Raw genomic sequence first — 19,532 nt, forward strand, 5'->3', positions numbered from 1 at the left:
AATTGATGTGGCTTTTTTTTATAAAAAGATATTTTTTCTTATCCTAAGAAAGGGTATTTATAATCTGTAGGAGAAACCAATGTTTCTTTTATCAATCTAACAGAAGTCCAACGTAATAAGTTTTGTGCAGAACCCGCTTTATCATTTGTACCAGAAGCTCTTGCTCCTCCAAATGGTTGCTGACCAACAACAGCTCCAGATGGCTTATCGTTAATATAAAAGTTTCCAGCAGCGTTTTCTAATGCTTTAGAAGCTTTTTCTACAATATATCTATCTGTAGAAAAGATAGCACCTGTTAATCCGTATTCTGTAGATTCATCTACTAATTTTAAGGAAGCTTCCCAATCTGCATCTTCGTATACATAAACCGTCATTACTGGGCCAAATAACTCAGTTGTCATAGTTGCATATTTTGGAGATTGACTAACAATTACAGTAGGCTCAATAAAGTAACCAACAGATTTGTCATGGTTTCCACCAATAATTATTTCTGCATCTTTATCTTTTTTAGCCGCCTCAATATAGCTAGTAATTTTATCAAAAGAACCTTCGTGAATAACTGCATTTATAAAGTTTGAAGTATCTTCTGGAGATCCCATTTTTAATTCGCTTGCTTGTGCAATTAAATGTTTCTTAACCTCTGGCCAAAGTGACGCAGGAATGTAAGAACGAGAGGCAGCAGAACATTTTTGACCTTGGTATTCGAAAGCACCTCTTGTCATTGCAGTTGCAACTTGTAAAGGATTTGACGAGTTGTGAACCCAGATAAAATCTTTTCCACCTGTTTCACCAACAATTCTTGGATACGTTTTATACGTATGGATATTAGTACCAATTTGCTTCCATAATTCTTTAAAAACATGTGTAGAACCTGTAAAGTGTAATCCAGAGAAATCTGGAGAAGCTAATACAGTATCAGAAATCATAACTGGATCTCCGTAAACAACATTTATAACACCATCTGGCAAACCAGCTTCTTTAAATAAATCTACAATTACTTGTGCAGAATAAGCTTGATGATCAGAAGGTTTCCAAACAACAACATTACCCATTAATGCAGCTGACGCAGGTAAATTTGCAGCAATAGATGTAAAGTTAAAAGGAGAAATAGCGTAGATAAATCCTTCTAAAGGTCTGTACTCAACCCTGTTCCATACTCCAGGAGAAGATGTTGGCTGATCTTTAAAAATATCCGTCATGTATTCTACGTTAAAACGGAAGAAGTCAATCATTTCACAAGCAGCATCAATTTCTGCTTGATACACGTTTTTAGATTGCGCAATCATCGTTGCTGCATTCATTCTTGCTCTATAAGGACCTGCTAATAATTCTGCAGCCTTTAAGAAAATTGCAGCACGTTCCATCCAACTTACGCTAGACCAAGCTTCTCTAGCAGCTAAAGCTGTAGAAATAGCAGCATCTACATGCGTTTTATCTGCTGTATGGTATTGCCCAACCACATGTTTATGATCATGAGGAGGAGTAATATTTTTAGTATTTCCTGTTCTAACTTCTTCACCATTAATATGCATTGGCACATCAATATTGCTGTTATACATAGCTTTATAAGTAGCTAATAATTCTTCCTTTTCAGGAGAGCCCGGAGCGTACCCTTTTACAGGTTCGTTTACTGCTTTCGGAACATTATAAAATCCTCTTGACATTTGTGTGTATTTTAAGTTTTAATCGACTAATTTTGAGTTCCAAAGTTACAATTTTTGTTTCAATAATTTTAACTGAATTTTTATGTCTTTTGTTAAGGAATGTATAAAGATATCGTCTAAACGTAAAGTTTATCATAATTAATTATAAAATGTATGTGTACAGTAAGTTATTTGCCTTTAGGAAATAATGATTTTATCTTAACTTCTAATAGAGATGAGACTCCACTAAGAAATACAATTCCACCCCAAAATTATATAGAAAATGGTGTTCAGTTAACGTATCCAAAAGACGAATTAGCTGGTGGAACTTGGATTGGTTTAAGTGATAAAAGTCGATTAGTTTGCCTTTTAAACGGTGGCTTTAAAATACATACTAGAAAGAGTTCTTATAAAATAAGTAGAGGTATTATTGTCAAAAATATTTTATCTGCTGATGATGGAGTAGCTTATGTAAATAATTATGATTTTACAGAGATAGAACCTTTTACTTTAGTTTTGGTCGATTGGAAAAATCAATTAGAAACTTATGAATTGGTTTGGGATGGAAATACAAAACATTTTAATAAATTATTACAAGAACCTAAAATTTGGTCTTCATCTACTTTGTACACAGAAGAAATGAAGGAAATGAGGCAAGTTTGGTTTTCTAATTGGTTATTAGAAAATGATGAATTTCATCAAGAAAAAATAGTAGAATTTCATCAAAATGAGAATTTAGGAACTCTTGGTACTTCACCTAAAATGAAACGTGAATTTGTAGAAACGGTGAGTGTTACTTCTGTGAAAAAAGAAAAAAGTAATGTTAATATTACTTATTTGGATGTTTTAAATCCTCTGAAAAGTAAAATATTATAATTTATAAAATAAAACAGCTATCTAAGTTAGATAGCTGTTCTGTAAAATATTGCTTTTAATTATTTTGCAATTAGTATTTTTTTAACTGCTTTTTGTTTTCCGTTATTTACTTCAATAAAATACAAACCTGCATTTAAAGAAGATACATCTACCTTACCTATAGCATTATTGTTTTCTAATTTAGTTTCTAAAATTTTAGTTCCTAAAATAGAGTATACTTTAACTGTGTTAAAATCTGTTGAAGCTCTATTGATGTATAACATATTATTAGTGATAGGGTTTGGATAAAACTCTAAACCTAGCTCTTCTGCTGAAGAAAAATCATTTATTCCTAAATTAGAAGAACCATAAAACTCTATTTCCGTAATGGCTGTCCAAGCACTTTCTCTTTTATCTGCAGTACTATTAAATCGTCCGAAACCTACTAATTTAACATAACGCGCTTCTGTACTTACTTGATATTGATTAAATTCTGTAGTGCTTATAGCTGTTAACAGTAAATCACCTGAAGTAGGTAGTATCTTAGAAAAATCATCAGCATCTGTTCCTGTGTTAGAGACGTATATTTGAAATCCAAATGCGTCTGATTTATTGGTGGTGTTAAACTGAATTAAATTTAAAGTTTGTGAACTTCCTAAATCGTAAATAACATATTCTCCATCACCTTTGTAATCTCCAGAGATAATACTACCGTCATCTGCGGTCCATTCTGTATCTAAATCTTTGTCTAAGGAATTAGTAGCAAACTCACTTTTAGAGCTATTTTCTTTAGAAAAAGAATGTATGGTTACTTTATCTGTAGCTAATCCGGTTCCTGTATTGATTAACTTGTACAAATCCGTTAAATCTGCACCTTCTTGCGTAATATTTAAAGTTCTTACAATATCATCTCCTCCAGCATCTTGTGTAAAAGTTACCGAACCGGTTCTGTTTGTAGTTTCTGTGTTTTTTGTTACTGTAACGGAAACAGTGGCGTTGCCGCTACCAGAAGTAATATCAATAGAAATCCAATCATTATTAGATACTGCTGTCCAGCTAACGTTCGCATTTACAGAAACATCATTGCTTCCTGCGGCTGCAGTAAATGAAGGCATGCTACTTACTGTTAAAGATTCAATTACCTCAATTGTACAATCACCATCAAGAATATTATTTCCTAAATTATCAGCAAAACAAGCCCCAATTCCATGTCCAACCATATCATCTGTTGCTGGTCTATAAGCTCCCATATCAGCTCCTTTTCCATCAGCACCTGTTCCTGAAAACTTAAAAATCTCGCCATCTGTTGTAGCTGTAACTCCTGTTTCTTCAGAAAAACCTTCATTGGTTTCGCCTAAACTTGTACCTGTATATACGTTTCCGGTGTAGGTTAATTTTGTACCTAAATTTGTGTAAGAAGTTTCAGTGTCGCCAGAAATAAGATTTGTTATATTCGGGTTATTAGCCGCGAAATAAATTAAGTTATTTGAAACTGTTCCTGTTGGATCTGTCGATCCTTTATCTGTGTTATAAAATAAAGGAGCATTTGTATTTACAATTGAATTATTAGAAACAATAATATTTTCAGTTTTTTGGTATCCATTAGATACACCTGTAGCAGTACAATCAACAGAGTTATTATCAGATCCTCCTATAAATGTTATTCCATTATTCCATTTAGCTTGATCAAGAACTGTAACACAATCTTGAATATAGTTGTTGGTAATTGTATGGTCGCTATCTGTTATTCTAATTCCACCAGTACCGTCAACTCCTTCTCCTAAAAAGTAATTGCCATCTACAGTTGCATTAGAGCCATGTCTAAGTACTAACGAGCCTCTAGATCTTCTAAATGTATTGTTTGTGTACGTATTGTTTTTACTTTTATTTGTAATAATTTCATTTTCACCATCGGCTTGTACAAAATAGTTATTACTAACAATAGCGCCACTATTTATATTTTGATATTCACTGGTACCAATACGAATCGTTTCACTATCTCCAGCATTACTTTTACTAGCATCCATTTTTTCAAAATTATAGAAATAGTTATTCATAATTTTATGTCCTACTAAATCACAACGAGTATTTATGGATTCAAACCCATTATCTGGTTCACCGTCTTCTGGTTCATCATAAGGAGGTGCCCAAGCATTATAGGCGTACTCTGCTAATACAATTGCACCTGCACTAGATTTATTAAAAAAAGAACAATTAATTACGGTATTATAAGTTCCGAATAAAACGATCCATCTATGTTTTGTAATCGATCCATCTTCTATATCATCAGCAAGATCATCTGGTTCTATCTGTAAACCATCAATTACACAGTTCTGAATTGTACTATGATGCGCAAGGTCGTAACCATTTCTAAATTCTATAAAGTTACTAGCTCCGTAACCTCCTTTCCAATGAAAACCATCTACTACTAGATATTCACCAGTAGCAACTTTTACACCGTCTTCTGTTTCACCGCCGATAGTTAATCTAGGTCCTCTGGTAAAAATTACACCACCAGGAGTTTCAGCTCTTAAAGTAACAGGGTTTTCTGCAGTACCAGATCCCAGAAACCTTATTCTTTCGTCTGTATCATAAGTTCCATTTTTTAAAATAATGACATCTCCGGCTTCGTAGAGTACATTTCTTACGTCTTCCGGATCGTCAATGTTATACGTCGTCTGGGAGGTAGAAATTTGTGTGATTAATAAAAGTAGTGCTGCTAAAAAATACTTTTTGTTCATGTTAATTGCTGTTTAATATTAATAATATTTGGTAAACCAGTTTGGTAAACCAAATGTAGTGAATTAAACATCTGAAAACAAGACGTTTGTTTTGTGTGAGGGTATTAATGATTAATTGTTAAGAAGAAAGGGAATTTGCTGAAGAAACTTTATACAAAAGTATAAAGCTTAAAGGATTTTTATAGAAAATGTAACATTTAGATCTAAAATAATGCAAAAGCAATAAAGGAAATAAAAACAACGCCTAGTGAAGTAAAAATCATAAATAAAACATTTGCAAATACGTATTTAAATAATGTTTTAATAAAGCTTTGTTCGTAGAAGTTTTTCATTGCTAAAAATAAATACAATAAAAAAAGCAATAAAAATAAACCTGTATAACTGTCTGTTTCTATAAAGATGTTTAGAATATAAAAAATTGAAAGTAGCAAGAAAAAGAGGGTTTGCGTATGGAAAACAAATATTAAATGTTCTACATAGGTAAACTTACTTCGTATGTAAATAAATTTTAAAAAGAGTGTAAATAAGGGTAATAGTATAAATAACGCAATTGAAGAGTAAGAAAGAAATTGCTTTTTTAACTTTTTGGAAACTGTGCTATCTGTATAAATAGTATTTATTAACTGAGACCTAGAATACCAAAATTTATTTGAAAAACTTTTATCTATTTTTAAACTATCTAAAGCATCATCTACATACAGGTTAGGGTGCTGTTTTTGAAACTTCAGCATTTTAACTATTTTTATTTCTTTGCCACCAACTTTAAGGAATGGCATTTTAGAAATAGTATCTTTAATAGCGGTTAATGTGGAATCTGTTTCTTTTAAATTTAAGATAGAATCCTTTTTTTGATCTTCTTTTAAATTGAGGTTTATAGCATTAAAAATATCCGTATTGTTCGGGTTTTTTCCATTTCTAAAATTATTAAAATCGTTATAGCTATCTGTAATACCTATAATTAAAAAGAAGATAACAGAAACAGTTAAGTAGAATTTAAAAGGGTTAGAATAGCGTTGTCTTTTCCCTGCAATGTAATTTTTAGAAACTTCTCCAGGTCTTATTAAAAGTGGGATTAATGTTTTCCAAAATTTAGCATCAAAATTAAACAAGCCATTAAATAAATGATGAATAAAGCTGTAAAAAGTAATTCTATTTCCTTTATTCTCCTGGCCACAATCTGGACAAAATTTTTCATGTCCACTAAAAGGATGCCCACAGTTTAAACATGCAGGGTCTTTTATAATAATTGTTTTCTTTTTAGATTTGGTTAGTTTAATGTTGATTGGGTGGTGAGTTGAAAGGTTGGTATAATTACTTTAAATTGTTCAAAAGTTTCTAGGTTTATCATGGTATAAAACCCTTTCATAGCCCCAATGTTGGATTCTAAGAAACAACCAGAACCATACTTATATATGTCGTTTGGTTTTAAAGTTGGTGTTTGTCCTACAACACCTTCTCCACTTACAATTTCTGTGTTATTAAGTGTATCAAAAATTGTCCAAAATCGATCTGTTAGTTTTACAGTTTCGGTAGATTTATTTTCAATAGTAATTATATACCCAAAAATGTGGTGCAGTCTGTTGTTTCTATAATTTGTGCCTTTGTATTTAGTATCAACAGAAATTTTTATGCCTTTTGTAATTTGGTTTATCATTGATAGTAAATGTAGTTTTTTTGATTTTAAATTACAAATGATTTTTAATCTGATTTATGTTTTTTTCAATTATAGTACATATATGATTGGTTTTCTCATAAACAACTTTTATAAAATCTAAATATTCCTAGATAGGAGCTACTCTGTTATTCTTTTTAGTTTTTTGTGTAATACATTTTCTTATTATGGATGCTCTTCTATCTCAAATTGTGTAAAGTTTACTCATTTACACTATTAATTACACATGTTTTACACGGATTAATTAAAGTGGTATAAAAGTGTTTAAATATTAAGTAATTGTTTTTCAGTGTTTTACTAGTGATTGTTGCAAGGTGATTCTACATGGCATATTTATTTCTATATACTAATCAGAAATAATAACAACCTTAAAAACTTATATCATGAAAAAATTAATTTTTACAGTAGCAGTAGCAATTTTATCAAGTGGAGTTTCAATCTCAGCAGCAAACATTAACAATAGTAATCATTCTGATGAAGTAATTGTAATGACAATTAATGAAGACTTTAAAGAAGTTGCTTTAGAAGATTTGCCAGAAGCAGTAGGTAATGCAATTTTAAAAGATTATGCAACGGCTGTTGTTGGTAAAGCATATGTAAACGAAAGTGAGCAATATAAAATTGAACTTACTATTGATGAAACTGAAAGTGTAGTTTATGTAGACAAAGAAGGTAATTGGTTAAAAGAGGGTGATGTTGTAGTAACTGAATAAGATTACAATATTGTTACAAAGTAGTTACAGGTATAAGGATCTTTAATTACAAATTTTAAAATATCAAATTATAAATAATTAAAAACATACAATCATGAGAAAATTAATTTTAACAGTAACCGTAGCACTTTTAACAAGTGGAGTATCAGTATTTGCAGCAAACAATATCAATATTAACAATGCAGATGAAATTGTTGTTGTAGTAACCAATGATGATTTTAAAGAAATTTCAGCAAAGGAATTACCAGAAGCAGTTTCTAATGCAATTATGAAAAACTTTCCATCAGCTACAGTTAACAAACTATATGTAAATGGTAGCGAGCAATATAAAATTGATCTTACTATTGATGAAACTGACGCTGTAGTTTATGCAGACAAAGATGGAAATTGGATAGAAGAAGGTGATGTTGTAGTAAAGGAGTAAAGTTATAATAGTCTATAAAAGTAAAGTAGTTGTAGGTCTTAGGATCTTTAGTTTATAAATAGTAAATCTTAAAGTAATTAATAATTTAAAAAACATATAACCATGAGAAAATTAGTTTTAACAGTAACCGTAGCACTTTTAACAAGTGGAGTATCAGTATTTGCAGCCAACAATATCAATACAAACAATGTAGATGAAATTGTAGTTGTAGTAACCAATGACGATTTTAAAGAAATTAGCGTAAAAGAATTACCAGCAGCGGTTTCTAGTGCAATTGTAAAAGATTTTGGAACAGCAACAGCTATAAAAGCATATGTAAACGGAAGTGAGCAATATAAATTTGAACTTACTTTAAATGGAGAAGAAAAGGTAGTTTATGCAGATAAAGAAGGGAATTGGTTAGAAGAAGCCGATGTTGTAACAGCGGAACAATAGACTGTATTCGTCTAGAAAAATATTCAATCATAAAATATTCAATCATAAAATAATTAATAATATAAAAAATATAAAATCATGAGAAAATTAGTTTTAACATTAACCGTAGCAGTTTTAACAAGTGGAGCAACAGTATTTGCAGCAAACGATATCAATACCAATAATGTAGACGAAATTGTAGTTGTAGTAAGTAATGACGATTTTAAAGAAATTAGCGTAAAAGAATTACCAGCAGCGGTTTCTAGCGCAATTGTAAAAGATTTTGGAACAGCAACAGCTATTAAAGCATATGTAAACGGAAGTGAGCAATATAAATTTGAACTTACTTTAGATGGAGAAGAAAAGGTAGTTTATGCAGATAAAGAAGGAAATTGGTTAGAAGAAGCCGATGTTGTAACAGGGGAACAATAGACTGTATTCGTCTAGAAAATATTCAATCATAAAATAATTAATAATATAAAAATATAAAATCATGAGAAAATTAGTTTTAACATTAACCGTAGCAGCTTTAACAAGTGGAGCAACAGTATTTGCAGCAAACGATATCAATACTAACAATGTAGACGAAATTGTAGTTGTAGTAAGTAATGACGATTTTAAAGAAATTACATTAGAAGAATTACCAGAAGCAGTTTCTAACGCAGTCTTAAAAGATTTTCCAACAGCTACTGTTGTAAAAGCGTACGTAAACGGCAGTGAGCAATATAAAATAGAATTGACTACTGATGGAACTGAAAGCGTTGTTTACGCTGATAAAGATGGAAATTGGTTAGAAGAATCTGATGTTGTAGTAGTAGAGTAAAGTTCGATTCATAAAAAAAAAGTAACACAATTATAGGCCTAAGGGATCTTTAATTATCACACATTCAATCATAAAATAATTAAAAATATAAAAATATAAAATCATGAGAAAATTAGTTTTAACATTAACCGTAGCAGTTTTAACAAGTGGAGCAACAGTATTTGCAGCAAACGATATCAACACCAATAATGTAGACGAAATTGTAGTTGTAGTAAGCAATGAAGATTTTAAAGAAATTACATTAGAAGAATTACCAGAAGCAGTTTCTAACGCAATTTTAAAAGATTTTCCAACAGCTACTGTTGTAAAAGCTTATGTAAACGGCAGTGAGCAGTATAAAATAGAATTGACTACTGATGGAACTGAAAGTGTAGTTTACGCTGATAAAGATGGAAATTGGTTAGAAGAATCTGATGTTGTAGTAGTAGAGTAATTCTGATTCATAAAAAAAAGTAACACAATTATAGGTCTAAGGGATCTTTAATTATCACACATTCAATCATAAAATAATCAAAAATATAAAATCATGAGAAAATTAGTTTTAACATTAACTGTAGCAGTTTTAACAAGTGGAGCAACAGTATTTGCAGCAAACGATATCAACACCAACAATGTAGACGAAATTGTGATGGTAGCAACCAACGACGATTTTAAAGAAATTGAAATAAAGGAATTACCAGAAGCGGTTTCTACCTCAATTTCAAGAGATTTTTCTACAGCCACTGTTGTTAAAGCGTATCTAAATGATAGTGAGCAATACAAGATTGAACTTACTGCAGATGGAACAAAAGGTGTAGTTTATTTAGATAAAGAAGGTAACTGGTTAAAAGGTACAGACATTATAACAGCAAAAGAAGAAGGGGATTTTAGTGAAGAAAAAACTGAGTAGTAAAAAGGTTTAAATATTTTTTAAACTCAATTTTTCGGAAGAGAAAGACATTTTTTAATTAAAATGTCTTTTTTTTTGATTACAATCAATTTATCTTGATATTTTTGTAACAAATGTATAAGCTTTATGAAGGAGATTTTATTAGTTGAAGATGATGTAGCATTTTCAGAAATGTTGAAGCAGTTTCTTAAACGACATAAGTATGTTGTAGAGGTGAGTTATAATATAAAAAATGCTTTACAACAGTTAGAAAAGAAGAATTACGATTTAGTTTTTACAGATTTACGTCTTCCTGATGGTGATGGAATTGCCTTGTTAAAGCAAATAAAACTTAGTAAAAAGGCTACTCCGGTAGTTTTAATGACTAGTTATGCAGAGGTTTCTACAGCTGTACAAGCAATGAAACAAGGAGCTTTTGATTATATTTCGAAACCTTTTAACCCAACTGAGGTCTTAGAAGTTATTAGCAATGCTTTAGAAGAAAAAGCAGATGATGCTGCCGAACATCAACAAAAACAGCAAAAAGAGGCGAAGCAAGAAAAAGAAAATAGTAATACAGATACTGGTTTTGTAAAAGGTATTAGTAGTTCTTCTAAAGTTCTTGATGAGTATATCTCTCTTGTAGCTCCTATTAATATGTCTGTGCTGGTTACAGGTGAAAGTGGTACAGGAAAAGAGGTGGTTGCAAAAACAATTCATTTACAGAGTCCTAGGCATAACAAACCATTTATAGCGGTAGATTGCGGTGCAATACCTAGGGAAATAGCTTCTAGTGAGTTTTTCGGACATAAAAAAGGTTCTTTTACAGGTGCTAATGAGGATAAGATTGGGCATTTTGAATCTGCAAATGGAGGGACTCTTTTTTTAGATGAAGTAGGTAATTTGTCTTATGAAAATCAAATACAACTGTTACGTGCTTTGCAAGAAAGAAGAATTAAACCGGTTGGAAGTAGTAAAGAAATTAATGTTGATATTCGTTTGATTACCGCAACAAATGAAGATTTGCTTTTGGCGGTTGAAAAAGGTGATTTTAGAGAAGATTTGTACCATCGTTTAAATGAATTCTCTATAAAAGTCCCTAATTTAAAAGATAGAAAAGACGATTTAATCTTATATGCAGATTTCTTTTTAAACAAGGCAAACAAACAGTTGAATAAATCTGTAATTGGTTTTTCTAAAAAAGTATTAACTATTTTTCAGAATTATCAGTGGCCTGGTAACTTAAGAGAATTGTCTAATGTGATTAAAAGAGCTACTTTATTAACAAAAACAGAAGTTATTGATGTAGATGTTTTACCAAGTGAATTAACTAAAGTAAAAGAAAACACCGTTTCATCAAATAAATTTTCTACAAAAGAAAATGAAAAAGTACTTATTATTAGTGCGCTAGAAGAAGCAGGAAATAATAAGACTCAAGCAGCAAAATTATTAAATGTTACTAGAAAAACACTTTATAATAAAATGAAAGAGTATGACCTTAATTAAGGTACTCTTCTAAAGTTTTTATAAAATTATTTAACTGTTTCTCAAAATCAATAAATTTGGTTTTATCAATAGTTGTTGTAGTTTCAAATACTTCTAAATAAGGAATTACGACTTTTACCTCTAGCTGTTTAAACATACTAAGCATCTTGTGGCTTATTTCATTTAGCGTCTTAATATCAGCCTCTTCTTTGGCTTTTATTAGTGTTAAGCTATTCTTTTTAGTGTCTTCTAAAAAAATTTGTAAGGTGTTTTTTATGGAAGCAATATCATTACCTAAAAAAGATTGTAAAGATTTGATACTAAAACCTACAGTTGCTTTTTCTGTACTTTCTACTACTTTGGTTTTAATTGGTATACTACTCGACTTAAAAAAACGATGTAAAACATCTTGAAGCTGGTTGGAGTTAAATGGTTTTATCAACACTTCTGCAAAGCCAATTTTTAAATACTCCTCTCTAGAAATATTTGCACGTCCGGTCATGGCAATAATCGGTTGATTTTTATAAAGTTTATGATTTTTAAGGATTTCCATAAAATGAATTCCATTCATCTTTGGAAGTTGAATATCTGTGATTACAAAATCATATGAAATTTCATCTATAGCATTAATCGCATTTTGTGCATTCTCAAATGTGTATACTTCAATATTAAATTGTTTTAAAAAATCATTTAAAAGTAGGCGGACAGAAGCATCATCTTCTACAACAACAGCGGTTAAGTTAAAAGCGGTAGTTGTCTTTTTAATTTCTTTAGTTTTTATAATTGGTTTGTCAGACAATTTTACCGGTATTTTTAAGGTAAAAGTACTTCCTATATTTAGTTTGCTATCTAGGGTTAGTTTTCCGCCTAAAAGTTCAACTAGTTTTTTAGAGATGGTTAACCCCAAACCAAAACCTTTTAAATTGTTGTCGCTTGCATTTTCTGCCTGATTAAAGGCATTAAAAATAGTTGCTTTTTTGTCTTTACTAATCCCGATTCCAGTATCTATAATTAAAATTTCTAAGGTGCTCTTATGATCTTGTTGCTTTATAGAACTTTGAATAGTAATGGTGCCTTCGTTTGTAAATTTACATGCATTTACAATTAAATTATATAAAATCTGCTTAATTCGAAATGGATCACTAATAATAAGACTGTTAATAGAATCGTCTTGTTTTACCACAAAGCGTACGGGTTTGTCTTGAATGATGTTTTTCGAATTTAGAATAATCTCATTAATATAATTCTCTAGGTTAAAAGGAATAGATTCTATAGCGATATGGCCATTTTCTAGTTTAGAGAATTCTAAAAGATCATTTACTAACTGCCCCATATATGTTGATGCGCTTCGTATATGGTCTAAATAATTTTTGTCTTTTGTGTTCTCTGTCGATTTTTGAAGTAATTCACTAAAACCAGAAATAGTACTTAGCGGAGTTCTTAAATCATGGCTTACCATAGAAATTAACTGCTCTCTACTTTTTAAAAGTGACTGTGTGGTGCTATTCGCCTTTTCTAATTGTAAACGATAGCGCTGGGTTTTCCAGAAATCACTTAAAATAATTATAGAAAAAATAATAATGATGATAAAACTAATGCCGGCAGCAAATAAGATAATTTTTCTACTCTGGTTTAATGTTGCTTCTCGTTGCTTATCCATATTAGTAGTATAGAAAAGGATGTCTTTTTCAAGGTTTTCTAACAACTCTTGTAGCTTTCTAGAAATTGTTAAATCATTATTTATAAGTTCATTTTGTTTTTTTCTTAGATAAAAACGCTGGCTATTGTTTTTGTTTTGAGCCTCTTTTAGCATTTTTCTAGAAATAGAAACTAACGAATCTATTTGCTTTTGTTCAATATTATTAATAGAATCTTTTGGTACATATTGGTTTAGAGCCAGTGCAAAATTTTCTAATTTAGAACTCGTTCCGTTATCAAAATATAAAGGATTTTTAATAAAATCATTTATGGTAATTTTTAAAAGTAAAGAATCTATAGAACCTAATTTATTTATGGCTTCAGTTATAGGTTTGTTAGAATCATAGTTGGTATTTAGATCTTTTAAATCTATAATGTTTTTCAATTTTTTATCAATAATTAATTTTATACTATCTAAAATAAACTCTTGAGAATTGTTAGTAACAATAAGGCTCAGTGAGTCAATTTTTGATACTAATTTTTTATTTTCTTCTAAGTATTCATTAAATTTTGTTGGAGAATTTAACTGTAGTGCAGCTCTAGCGATACTTTCATTTTTGTATATGTGAGCTATTAAAGTTCCTGTTCTAACAATTACGTTTCTGTCGGAGATATCTTGTTTTTGTAATTGTGTAAATGTTTTTAGTTCAGAAAGCACTAAAAAACCAGCAATAGTTGCTAAAAGACCAAGTATGATGTAGCCTATTATAACTTTAAAAGTAATATTCTTTTTTAATGATTTCATAAAGTAAGAGTGTAATATTTTTTAAAGCATGCTAATTTTATAAAAAAAGCAATATTTTGTTTACCTATTCTGATTGAAATAACCAGTTCCTATACCAATTACACGTTCATAAAAACTACCAAAAGGTTTGTAATAAACAATTACAGTGTATTCATTTTCGGTTTCATAAAATGTGCCCAATATATCATTTGTATTTACATTTCCATTAGTATCTAAAGTAACAAAAGTGTAATTATAAAAACCTTGTTTTAAAAGCATATTTGCAGCATAGTATTTTTCCTTAGAATTATACTCCATTCTGTTTTCTTCTGTAATATTAAAATCATTAAAAGCACCGTAAACATAAAGATCTTTATTAGCAATAGGTTCATCAGCTAAAACAGAAAAGTGCATCATTGCATAATCAGCTTCCGTTCTAGAATCATCTGCTTCTATAGTTCTAACCACAAATTGTCCGTTAATATCTGGGTTGTATTTGTATTCGTTAAATTGATTAAATGTATAAGGATATAAATAATGATGAAAAACATCTTCCTTTATAACTTTAACTACGTTTAAACTATTATTTCTAATAATTTTATTATCGAAATTGAGGTACTCATTTCCTCCCCAAAAATTAGTTTTGTTGGTGTACGTATATAATAATTGATTAGGTTTAAAAAACGTAGGTTGTAAGTCTGTTATTTTTTCATTCCAATTATTATTTTTTAGAATGACAACATTTATTTCTTGGCTAGGGTTGTTTATCTGTATGTTTGGATGCGTTATAGAAAACTGAACCGTTTGTTGTGTGTTTAATGTTTTTGTATTTCTACTTCTTTCTACGGATACACCAACTGTTGTGGCATTTTCGTATAAAACAAAACGTCTTGTAAACATAAGCTCGTCATAACTATTTAAAACAGATAAAAGGTAGTTTCCACTTTTGGTAATTACGGTATTTACATTCGGTATTTGTACAGAGTAATGGGAGTAACTTTGTAATGTGTTAAAAGAATTGGTTACTTCTATAATGGTATTTTGGTCAAAACCATTAATGTATTGGCTAGAAGACATTCTGCTAGGTTCCCAATCATGCGTCATGTGTTCTATTTTGTATTGATAATCTTTACTATCTGCATCTAAATCATCAAAAGATAATTCTAATACAGTGCCTAAAGGAACAATGGCAGAAAAGTTGTTTTCTTGCAATGGTCTTAACTGAATAGATTTTATGTTTTGCGAAAAAGAGTTTAGGCAAAATAGGATTGAAACAGTGATTAGAAGCTTTTTATACATGTTACAAAAATAGTGTTCATTTGTTTTAATTATCAATATTTAAGCCAAAATTTATAACTAAAACGTTTTCATTTATTCTTATTATTTAGATTAATTATAAATAAGAATATTTAACTAAGATAAAAGTTAAAATGTTTCACTCATACATAGCAAAAAGCCTAAATTTGCTTGATTTTTTAAGATAACTAACAATTCCAATTTACTATGTCAAAAGACATTCGTATTAAAAAAGGCTTAGATATTAAGCTTATTGGCGCTGCAGAAAAAACGACTAAAGAGGTTTCTTTAAGTAGTATTTATGCGGTTAAGCCAGAAGACTTTCACGGAATTACACCTAAACTTGTTGCCAAAGAAGGAGCAGAAGTAAAAGCAGGAGAAGTACTTTTTTATTCAAAAAGTGACGAACGCATTTTATTTCCTAGTCCTGTTTCTGGTAAAGTAGTAGAGGTTATACGTGGAGCAAGAAGAAAAGTATTAGCAGTTAAAATTTCTGCAGACACAACACAAGAATATAAAGATTTCGGGGCTAAAGATGCAGATAAAATGTCTGCAGAAGAAGTTAAGAATCATTTATTTGCTTCTGGTTGTTGGCCATTTGTAAAACAACGTCCTTTTGATGTTGTTGCAAATCCAAACCAAGCACCTAAAGCTATTTTTGTTTCTGGGTATGCAAGTGCGCCTTTAGCAGCAGATTTAGATTTTACTTTAGCAGGTAAAGAAGCCGAATTGCAAGCAGCAATTACAGCGGTTTCTAAACTTACTGAAGGTAAAGTGCATGTTTCTGTAGGAGCCAATTCTAACTCACCTTTAGCTAACATAAAAGGAATAGAATTACATAAGGTTTCTGGTCCGCATCCTTCTGGGAATGTGAGTACTTTAATTGCAAATATAGATCCTATTAACAAAGGAGAAGTTGTTTGGGTAGTTACACCACAAGACTTAATTGTTATTGGAGAATTACTTTTAACAGGTAAGTATAATGCAACTAGAACGGTAGCTTTAACAGGTTCTAAATTTAGCAATCCACAATATGTAACTGTTATTGCAGGAGCAACTATTGCAGATGTTACTGCTGGGAATTTAGTAAATGATAATACAAGAATTATTAGTGGAAACGTACTTTCTGGAAAGCAAGTAAAAGAAGCAGATTCTCTAGGGTATTATGACAATCAGATTACTGCAATTCCAGAAGGAGATGATTATGAATTATTTGGTTGGAACAAACCAGTTTTTAATAAAATATCTACATCTAGAGCATTAACTTTTTCTTGGCTAACACCAAAGAAAAAATACGATTTAAATACAAACACAAACGGAGAGCATAGAGCATTTGTTGTAACAGGTTCTTACGAAAATGTTTTTCCTTTAGATATTTATCCAATGCAATTGTTAAAAGCATGTATGTATAAAGATTTAGATGAAATGGAAGCTTTAGGAGGTTACGAAGTAGCTCCAGAAGATTTTGCACTAACAGAATTTATTTGTGTATCTAAACAACCTCACCAGAAAATAATACGTGAAGGTTTAGATTTAATGAGAGAAGAATTAGGATAAGATTATGGGCTTAAAACAAAATTTACATAATTTAAAAGAGAAATATAAAGGAACCAAAATGGCACCTGCATTTAATGCAATCCATACCTTTTTATATTTACCAAATGATGTTACTCACGGAGGAACTCATATAAAAGCAGCAGACGATTTAAAGCGTACCATGAATACGGTAATTATGGCTTTAGTTCCTTGTTTGCTTTTTGGAATGTTTAATGCAGGTTATCAACACTATGCAGCAATAGATGGTTCTTTAAGAGCAGATGTATTAGCTAACTTTTTTACGTTAGATAATCTTTGGATTGGAATCTTAAAAGTATTACCACTAGTAATTGTTTCTTACGGAGTTGGTCTTGGAGTAGAATTTATTTTTGCGATCATTAAAGGTCATGAAGTAGAAGAAGGATACTTAGTAACAGGTATGTTAGTACCATTAATTGTACCAGTTGATACACCGTTATGGATGTTAGCTGTTGCCGTTGTTTTTGGTGTAGTAATAGGTAAAGAAGTTTTTGGTGGTACAGGAATGAACATCTTAAACCCTGCTTTAACCATTAGAGCTTTCTTGTTTTTCGCATATCCAACATGGATGTCTGGAGATAAAGTTTGGGTACACGATGCTGTAAATAGAGCAGGAACTGCAGATGCAATTTCTGGTGAAACTATTTTAGGTAGTTACGCTCAAAACAGTGAAGTAATTTATTCTAATTTTGATAAGTTCATGGGATTCATTCCTGGTTCTGTTGGAGAAACATCTACATTATTAATCCTTTTAGGAGCTGCTTTCTTAATCTTTACTAAGATTGGAAGTTGGAGAATAATTGTTTCTACATTTATAGGAGCAGCCGTTATGGGATTAATTTTTAATCAAATTGTAGCCGCAGATATTATTACAGAATCTAGTTCTTTTTATGGATTAATGAATACGGTTTGGTGGGAACACTTAATGATTGGAGGTTTAGCATTTGGAGCTGTTTTTATGGCTACAGATCCTGTAACAGCATCACAAACAAATAAAGGGAAATGGATTTATGGTTTCTTAATTGGTTTTATGTCAATTATGATTCGTGTATTTAATCCAGCGTACCCAGAAGGAGTATTTTTAGCAATCTTATTAATGAATGTTTTTGCTCCAACAATAGACCACTATGTGGTACAAGGAAATGTAAAGAAAAGATTAAAACGTGCTAAAGTTAAAACTGCCTAATTATGAGTAAGAGAACAGATAGTAATTCATATACAATGATTTTTGCCGTAGCAATGGTATTAGTTGTTGGTACTATGTTGGCTTTTACGGCTTCGTCTTTAAGACCAACCATAACAGCGAATCAACGTATAGAAAAACAGCAAAATATCTTGTACGCTATGGGCGTAAATGATAATGACGAAACAAGTGCAAACTTTGTTTCTACAGATATTGCTCAAGAGGAATTTGAAAAATACATTAAAAAACAATTAGTTATTCAAGGTGATAAAGTTACTGAGGATGATAAAGCGTTTTTAATTGATATTAAAAAAGAACAAACAAGCGCAAAAGAAGGAAACGAGCGTCGCTTACCATTGTTTATTGGTGAGAAAGATGGTGTTACTTTTTATATTGCACCAATTAGAGGTAAAGGACTTTGGGATGCAATTTGGGCTTATATCTCTATAGATAAGGACATGGTTATACAAGGTGCTTACTTTGATCATAAAGGAGAAACTGCTGGTTTAGGTGCAAACATAAAACAACGTTTTTTTATGGATGATTTTATTGGAGAACACTTATTATCTAGCAATGGAAACTTTAAAGGAGTTGATGTAGCAAAAGGTAATAACGACCCAATGAACGTAGACAAAACGGATAATGAGGTAGATGCCATCGCTGGAGCAACAATTACAGGTAACGGAGTGTCTGCAATGATTAAAGATGAGTTAAAGCTTTACATTCCTTATTTTAAAACTTTAAAAAAATAATTTATGGGACTTTTATCAAAAAAAGACGCAGCATTAATTACAGACCCTTTATTAGATGACAACCCTATTACTATACAAGTATTAGGTATTTGTTCTGCTTTAGCTATTACAGCAGAATTAAAAGCATCTTTAATTATGGCGTTTTCAGTTATGGCAGTATTGGCTGTAGGAAACGTGGTTATTTCATTAATGCGTAACATTATACCATCTAAAATTAGAATTATTGTACAACTAGTTGTAGTTGCTGCTTTAGTAATTGTGGTAGATTTAGTTTTAAAAGCTTTTGCTTACGAACTGAGTAAAACACTTTCTGTTTTTGTTGGGTTAATTATTACAAACTGTATTATTATGGGACGTTTTGAAGCTTTTGCTTTAGCAAACGGACCTTGGAAATCTTTCTTAGATGGAATTGGTAATGCTGCAGGTTATGGTTTAATTTTAGTTATTGTAGGTTTCTTTAGAGAATTATTAGGTTCTGGTACTTTGTTAGGATTTAAAGTTTTAGGAGACCCTATTACTAAAACAGGTTTGTATGCATTTGGTTACGAAAATAATGGATTTATGATTATGCCTCCAATGGCATTAATTGTAGTTGGTATTATTATTTGGATACAGCGTAGTAAAAACACATCATTAATAGAAGAAAATTAAAATGAGTTTGCAGTA

19 protein-coding genes are annotated in these 19,532 nt (G+C 30.7%); 13 read left to right on the forward strand and 6 right to left on the reverse strand.

Annotated elements, in window-relative coordinates; all coding sequences use genetic code 11:
• Positions 1-38: 38 nt before the first annotated feature.
• Positions 39-1,664 carry an L-glutamate gamma-semialdehyde dehydrogenase gene (gene pruA, locus WHD08_RS14420; RefSeq protein ID WP_208890336.1) on the reverse strand — a complete coding sequence of 542 codons (1,626 nt, stop codon included), beginning with the start codon at positions 1,662-1,664 and terminating at the stop codon, positions 39-41.
• A 153-nt stretch (positions 1,665-1,817) separates the two neighbouring features.
• Between pruA and WHD08_RS14425 the strand changes: the two genes are divergently transcribed.
• A complete protein-coding gene (locus tag WHD08_RS14425; protein ID WP_165731907.1) occupies positions 1,818-2,519 on the forward strand; it encodes an NRDE family protein in 702 nt (233 codons plus the stop codon).
• 59 nt (positions 2,520-2,578) lie between these two features.
• Here the strand turns inward: WHD08_RS14425 and WHD08_RS14430 are convergent, their stop codons facing one another.
• The 3 genes from WHD08_RS14430 to apaG form a co-directional block, all read right to left on the reverse strand.
• Positions 2,579-5,239, reverse strand: a complete 2,661-nt coding sequence (locus tag WHD08_RS14430; RefSeq protein ID WP_208890335.1) for a chondroitinase-B domain-containing protein — start codon at positions 5,237-5,239, stop codon at positions 2,579-2,581.
• Positions 5,240-5,442: 203 nt separating this feature from the next.
• The gene (locus WHD08_RS14435; RefSeq protein ID WP_208890334.1) at positions 5,443-6,348 is read right to left on the reverse strand and encodes a DUF3667 domain-containing protein; all 906 of its coding nucleotides are present in this window, start codon (positions 6,346-6,348) and stop codon (positions 5,443-5,445) included.
• A gap of 158 nt (positions 6,349-6,506) precedes the next feature.
• The gene (gene apaG / locus WHD08_RS14440) at positions 6,507-6,893 is read right to left on the reverse strand and encodes a Co2+/Mg2+ efflux protein ApaG (protein WP_165731910.1); all 387 of its coding nucleotides are present in this window, start codon (positions 6,891-6,893) and stop codon (positions 6,507-6,509) included.
• 401 nt (positions 6,894-7,294) lie between these two features.
• On the opposite strand from apaG, the gene WHD08_RS14445 reads away from it, so the two are divergent.
• The 8 genes from WHD08_RS14445 (at position 7,295) to WHD08_RS14480 (ending at position 11,659) form a co-directional block, all read left to right on the forward strand.
• On the forward strand, positions 7,295-7,624 hold the full coding sequence (locus tag WHD08_RS14445) for a hypothetical protein (protein WP_208890333.1): 330 nt from the start codon (positions 7,295-7,297) through the stop codon (positions 7,622-7,624).
• Positions 7,625-7,718: 94 nt separating this feature from the next.
• The gene (locus tag WHD08_RS14450; protein WP_165731912.1) at positions 7,719-8,048 is read left to right on the forward strand and encodes a hypothetical protein; all 330 of its coding nucleotides are present in this window, start codon (positions 7,719-7,721) and stop codon (positions 8,046-8,048) included.
• Between the two features lie 102 nt (positions 8,049-8,150).
• Positions 8,151-8,483 (forward strand): hypothetical protein, encoded by a 333-nt coding sequence (locus tag WHD08_RS14455; protein ID WP_208890332.1) that lies wholly within the window; start codon positions 8,151-8,153, stop codon positions 8,481-8,483.
• A 78-nt stretch (positions 8,484-8,561) separates the two neighbouring features.
• Complete coding sequence (locus WHD08_RS14460; RefSeq protein ID WP_165734411.1) at positions 8,562-8,894, forward strand: hypothetical protein; 333 nt, start codon at positions 8,562-8,564, stop codon at positions 8,892-8,894.
• A 61-nt stretch (positions 8,895-8,955) separates the two neighbouring features.
• Complete coding sequence (locus WHD08_RS14465) at positions 8,956-9,285, forward strand: hypothetical protein (protein ID WP_165734410.1); 330 nt, start codon at positions 8,956-8,958, stop codon at positions 9,283-9,285.
• A gap of 103 nt (positions 9,286-9,388) precedes the next feature.
• Positions 9,389-9,718, forward strand: coding sequence for a hypothetical protein (locus WHD08_RS14470; protein ID WP_208890331.1), 330 nt, complete (start codon positions 9,389-9,391; stop codon positions 9,716-9,718).
• A 93-nt stretch (positions 9,719-9,811) separates the two neighbouring features.
• Positions 9,812-10,174: a hypothetical protein gene (locus tag WHD08_RS14475; RefSeq protein WP_165731914.1), complete on the forward strand. Its 363-nt coding sequence runs from the start codon at positions 9,812-9,814 to the stop codon at positions 10,172-10,174.
• A gap of 126 nt (positions 10,175-10,300) precedes the next feature.
• A complete protein-coding gene (locus WHD08_RS14480; RefSeq protein WP_165731915.1) occupies positions 10,301-11,659 on the forward strand; it encodes a sigma-54-dependent transcriptional regulator in 1,359 nt (452 codons plus the stop codon).
• Here the strand turns inward: WHD08_RS14480 and WHD08_RS14485 are convergent.
• Together WHD08_RS14485 and WHD08_RS14490 are read right to left on the reverse strand one after the other, a co-directional pair.
• Entirely contained in the window at positions 11,652-14,081 is a 2,430-nt protein-coding gene (locus WHD08_RS14485; protein ID WP_208890330.1) for an ATP-binding protein, read from the reverse strand. The genes WHD08_RS14480 and WHD08_RS14485 overlap by 8 nt on opposite strands.
• Before the next feature lie 60 nt (positions 14,082-14,141).
• On the reverse strand, positions 14,142-15,359 hold the full coding sequence (locus tag WHD08_RS14490; protein WP_208890329.1) for a DUF5103 domain-containing protein: 1,218 nt from the start codon (positions 15,357-15,359) through the stop codon (positions 14,142-14,144).
• Positions 15,360-15,563: 204 nt separating this feature from the next.
• Here WHD08_RS14490 and WHD08_RS14495 point away from each other — a divergent pair, with 204 nt between their 5' ends.
• The 4 genes from WHD08_RS14495 to WHD08_RS14510 are packed head-to-tail and all read left to right on the forward strand — an operon-like array spanning position 15,564 to position 19,517.
• On the forward strand, positions 15,564-16,913 hold the full coding sequence (locus WHD08_RS14495; RefSeq protein WP_208890328.1) for a Na(+)-translocating NADH-quinone reductase subunit A: 1,350 nt from the start codon (positions 15,564-15,566) through the stop codon (positions 16,911-16,913).
• 4 nt (positions 16,914-16,917) lie between these two features.
• Positions 16,918-18,117: an NADH:ubiquinone reductase (Na(+)-transporting) subunit B gene (locus WHD08_RS14500; protein ID WP_165731919.1), complete on the forward strand. Its 1,200-nt coding sequence runs from the start codon at positions 16,918-16,920 to the stop codon at positions 18,115-18,117.
• 2 nt (positions 18,118-18,119) lie between these two features.
• Positions 18,120-18,866 (forward strand): Na(+)-translocating NADH-quinone reductase subunit C, encoded by a 747-nt coding sequence (locus WHD08_RS14505; RefSeq protein ID WP_165731921.1) that lies wholly within the window; start codon positions 18,120-18,122, stop codon positions 18,864-18,866.
• 3 nt (positions 18,867-18,869) lie between these two features.
• Entirely contained in the window at positions 18,870-19,517 is a 648-nt protein-coding gene (locus WHD08_RS14510; protein WP_165731923.1) for an NADH:ubiquinone reductase (Na(+)-transporting) subunit D, read from the forward strand.
• Positions 19,518-19,532 lie beyond the last annotated feature (15 nt).

Origin of the sequence: Polaribacter sejongensis, assembly GCF_038024065.1 — a bacterium.
GTDB lineage: Bacteria > Bacteroidota > Bacteroidia > Flavobacteriales > Flavobacteriaceae > Polaribacter > Polaribacter sejongensis.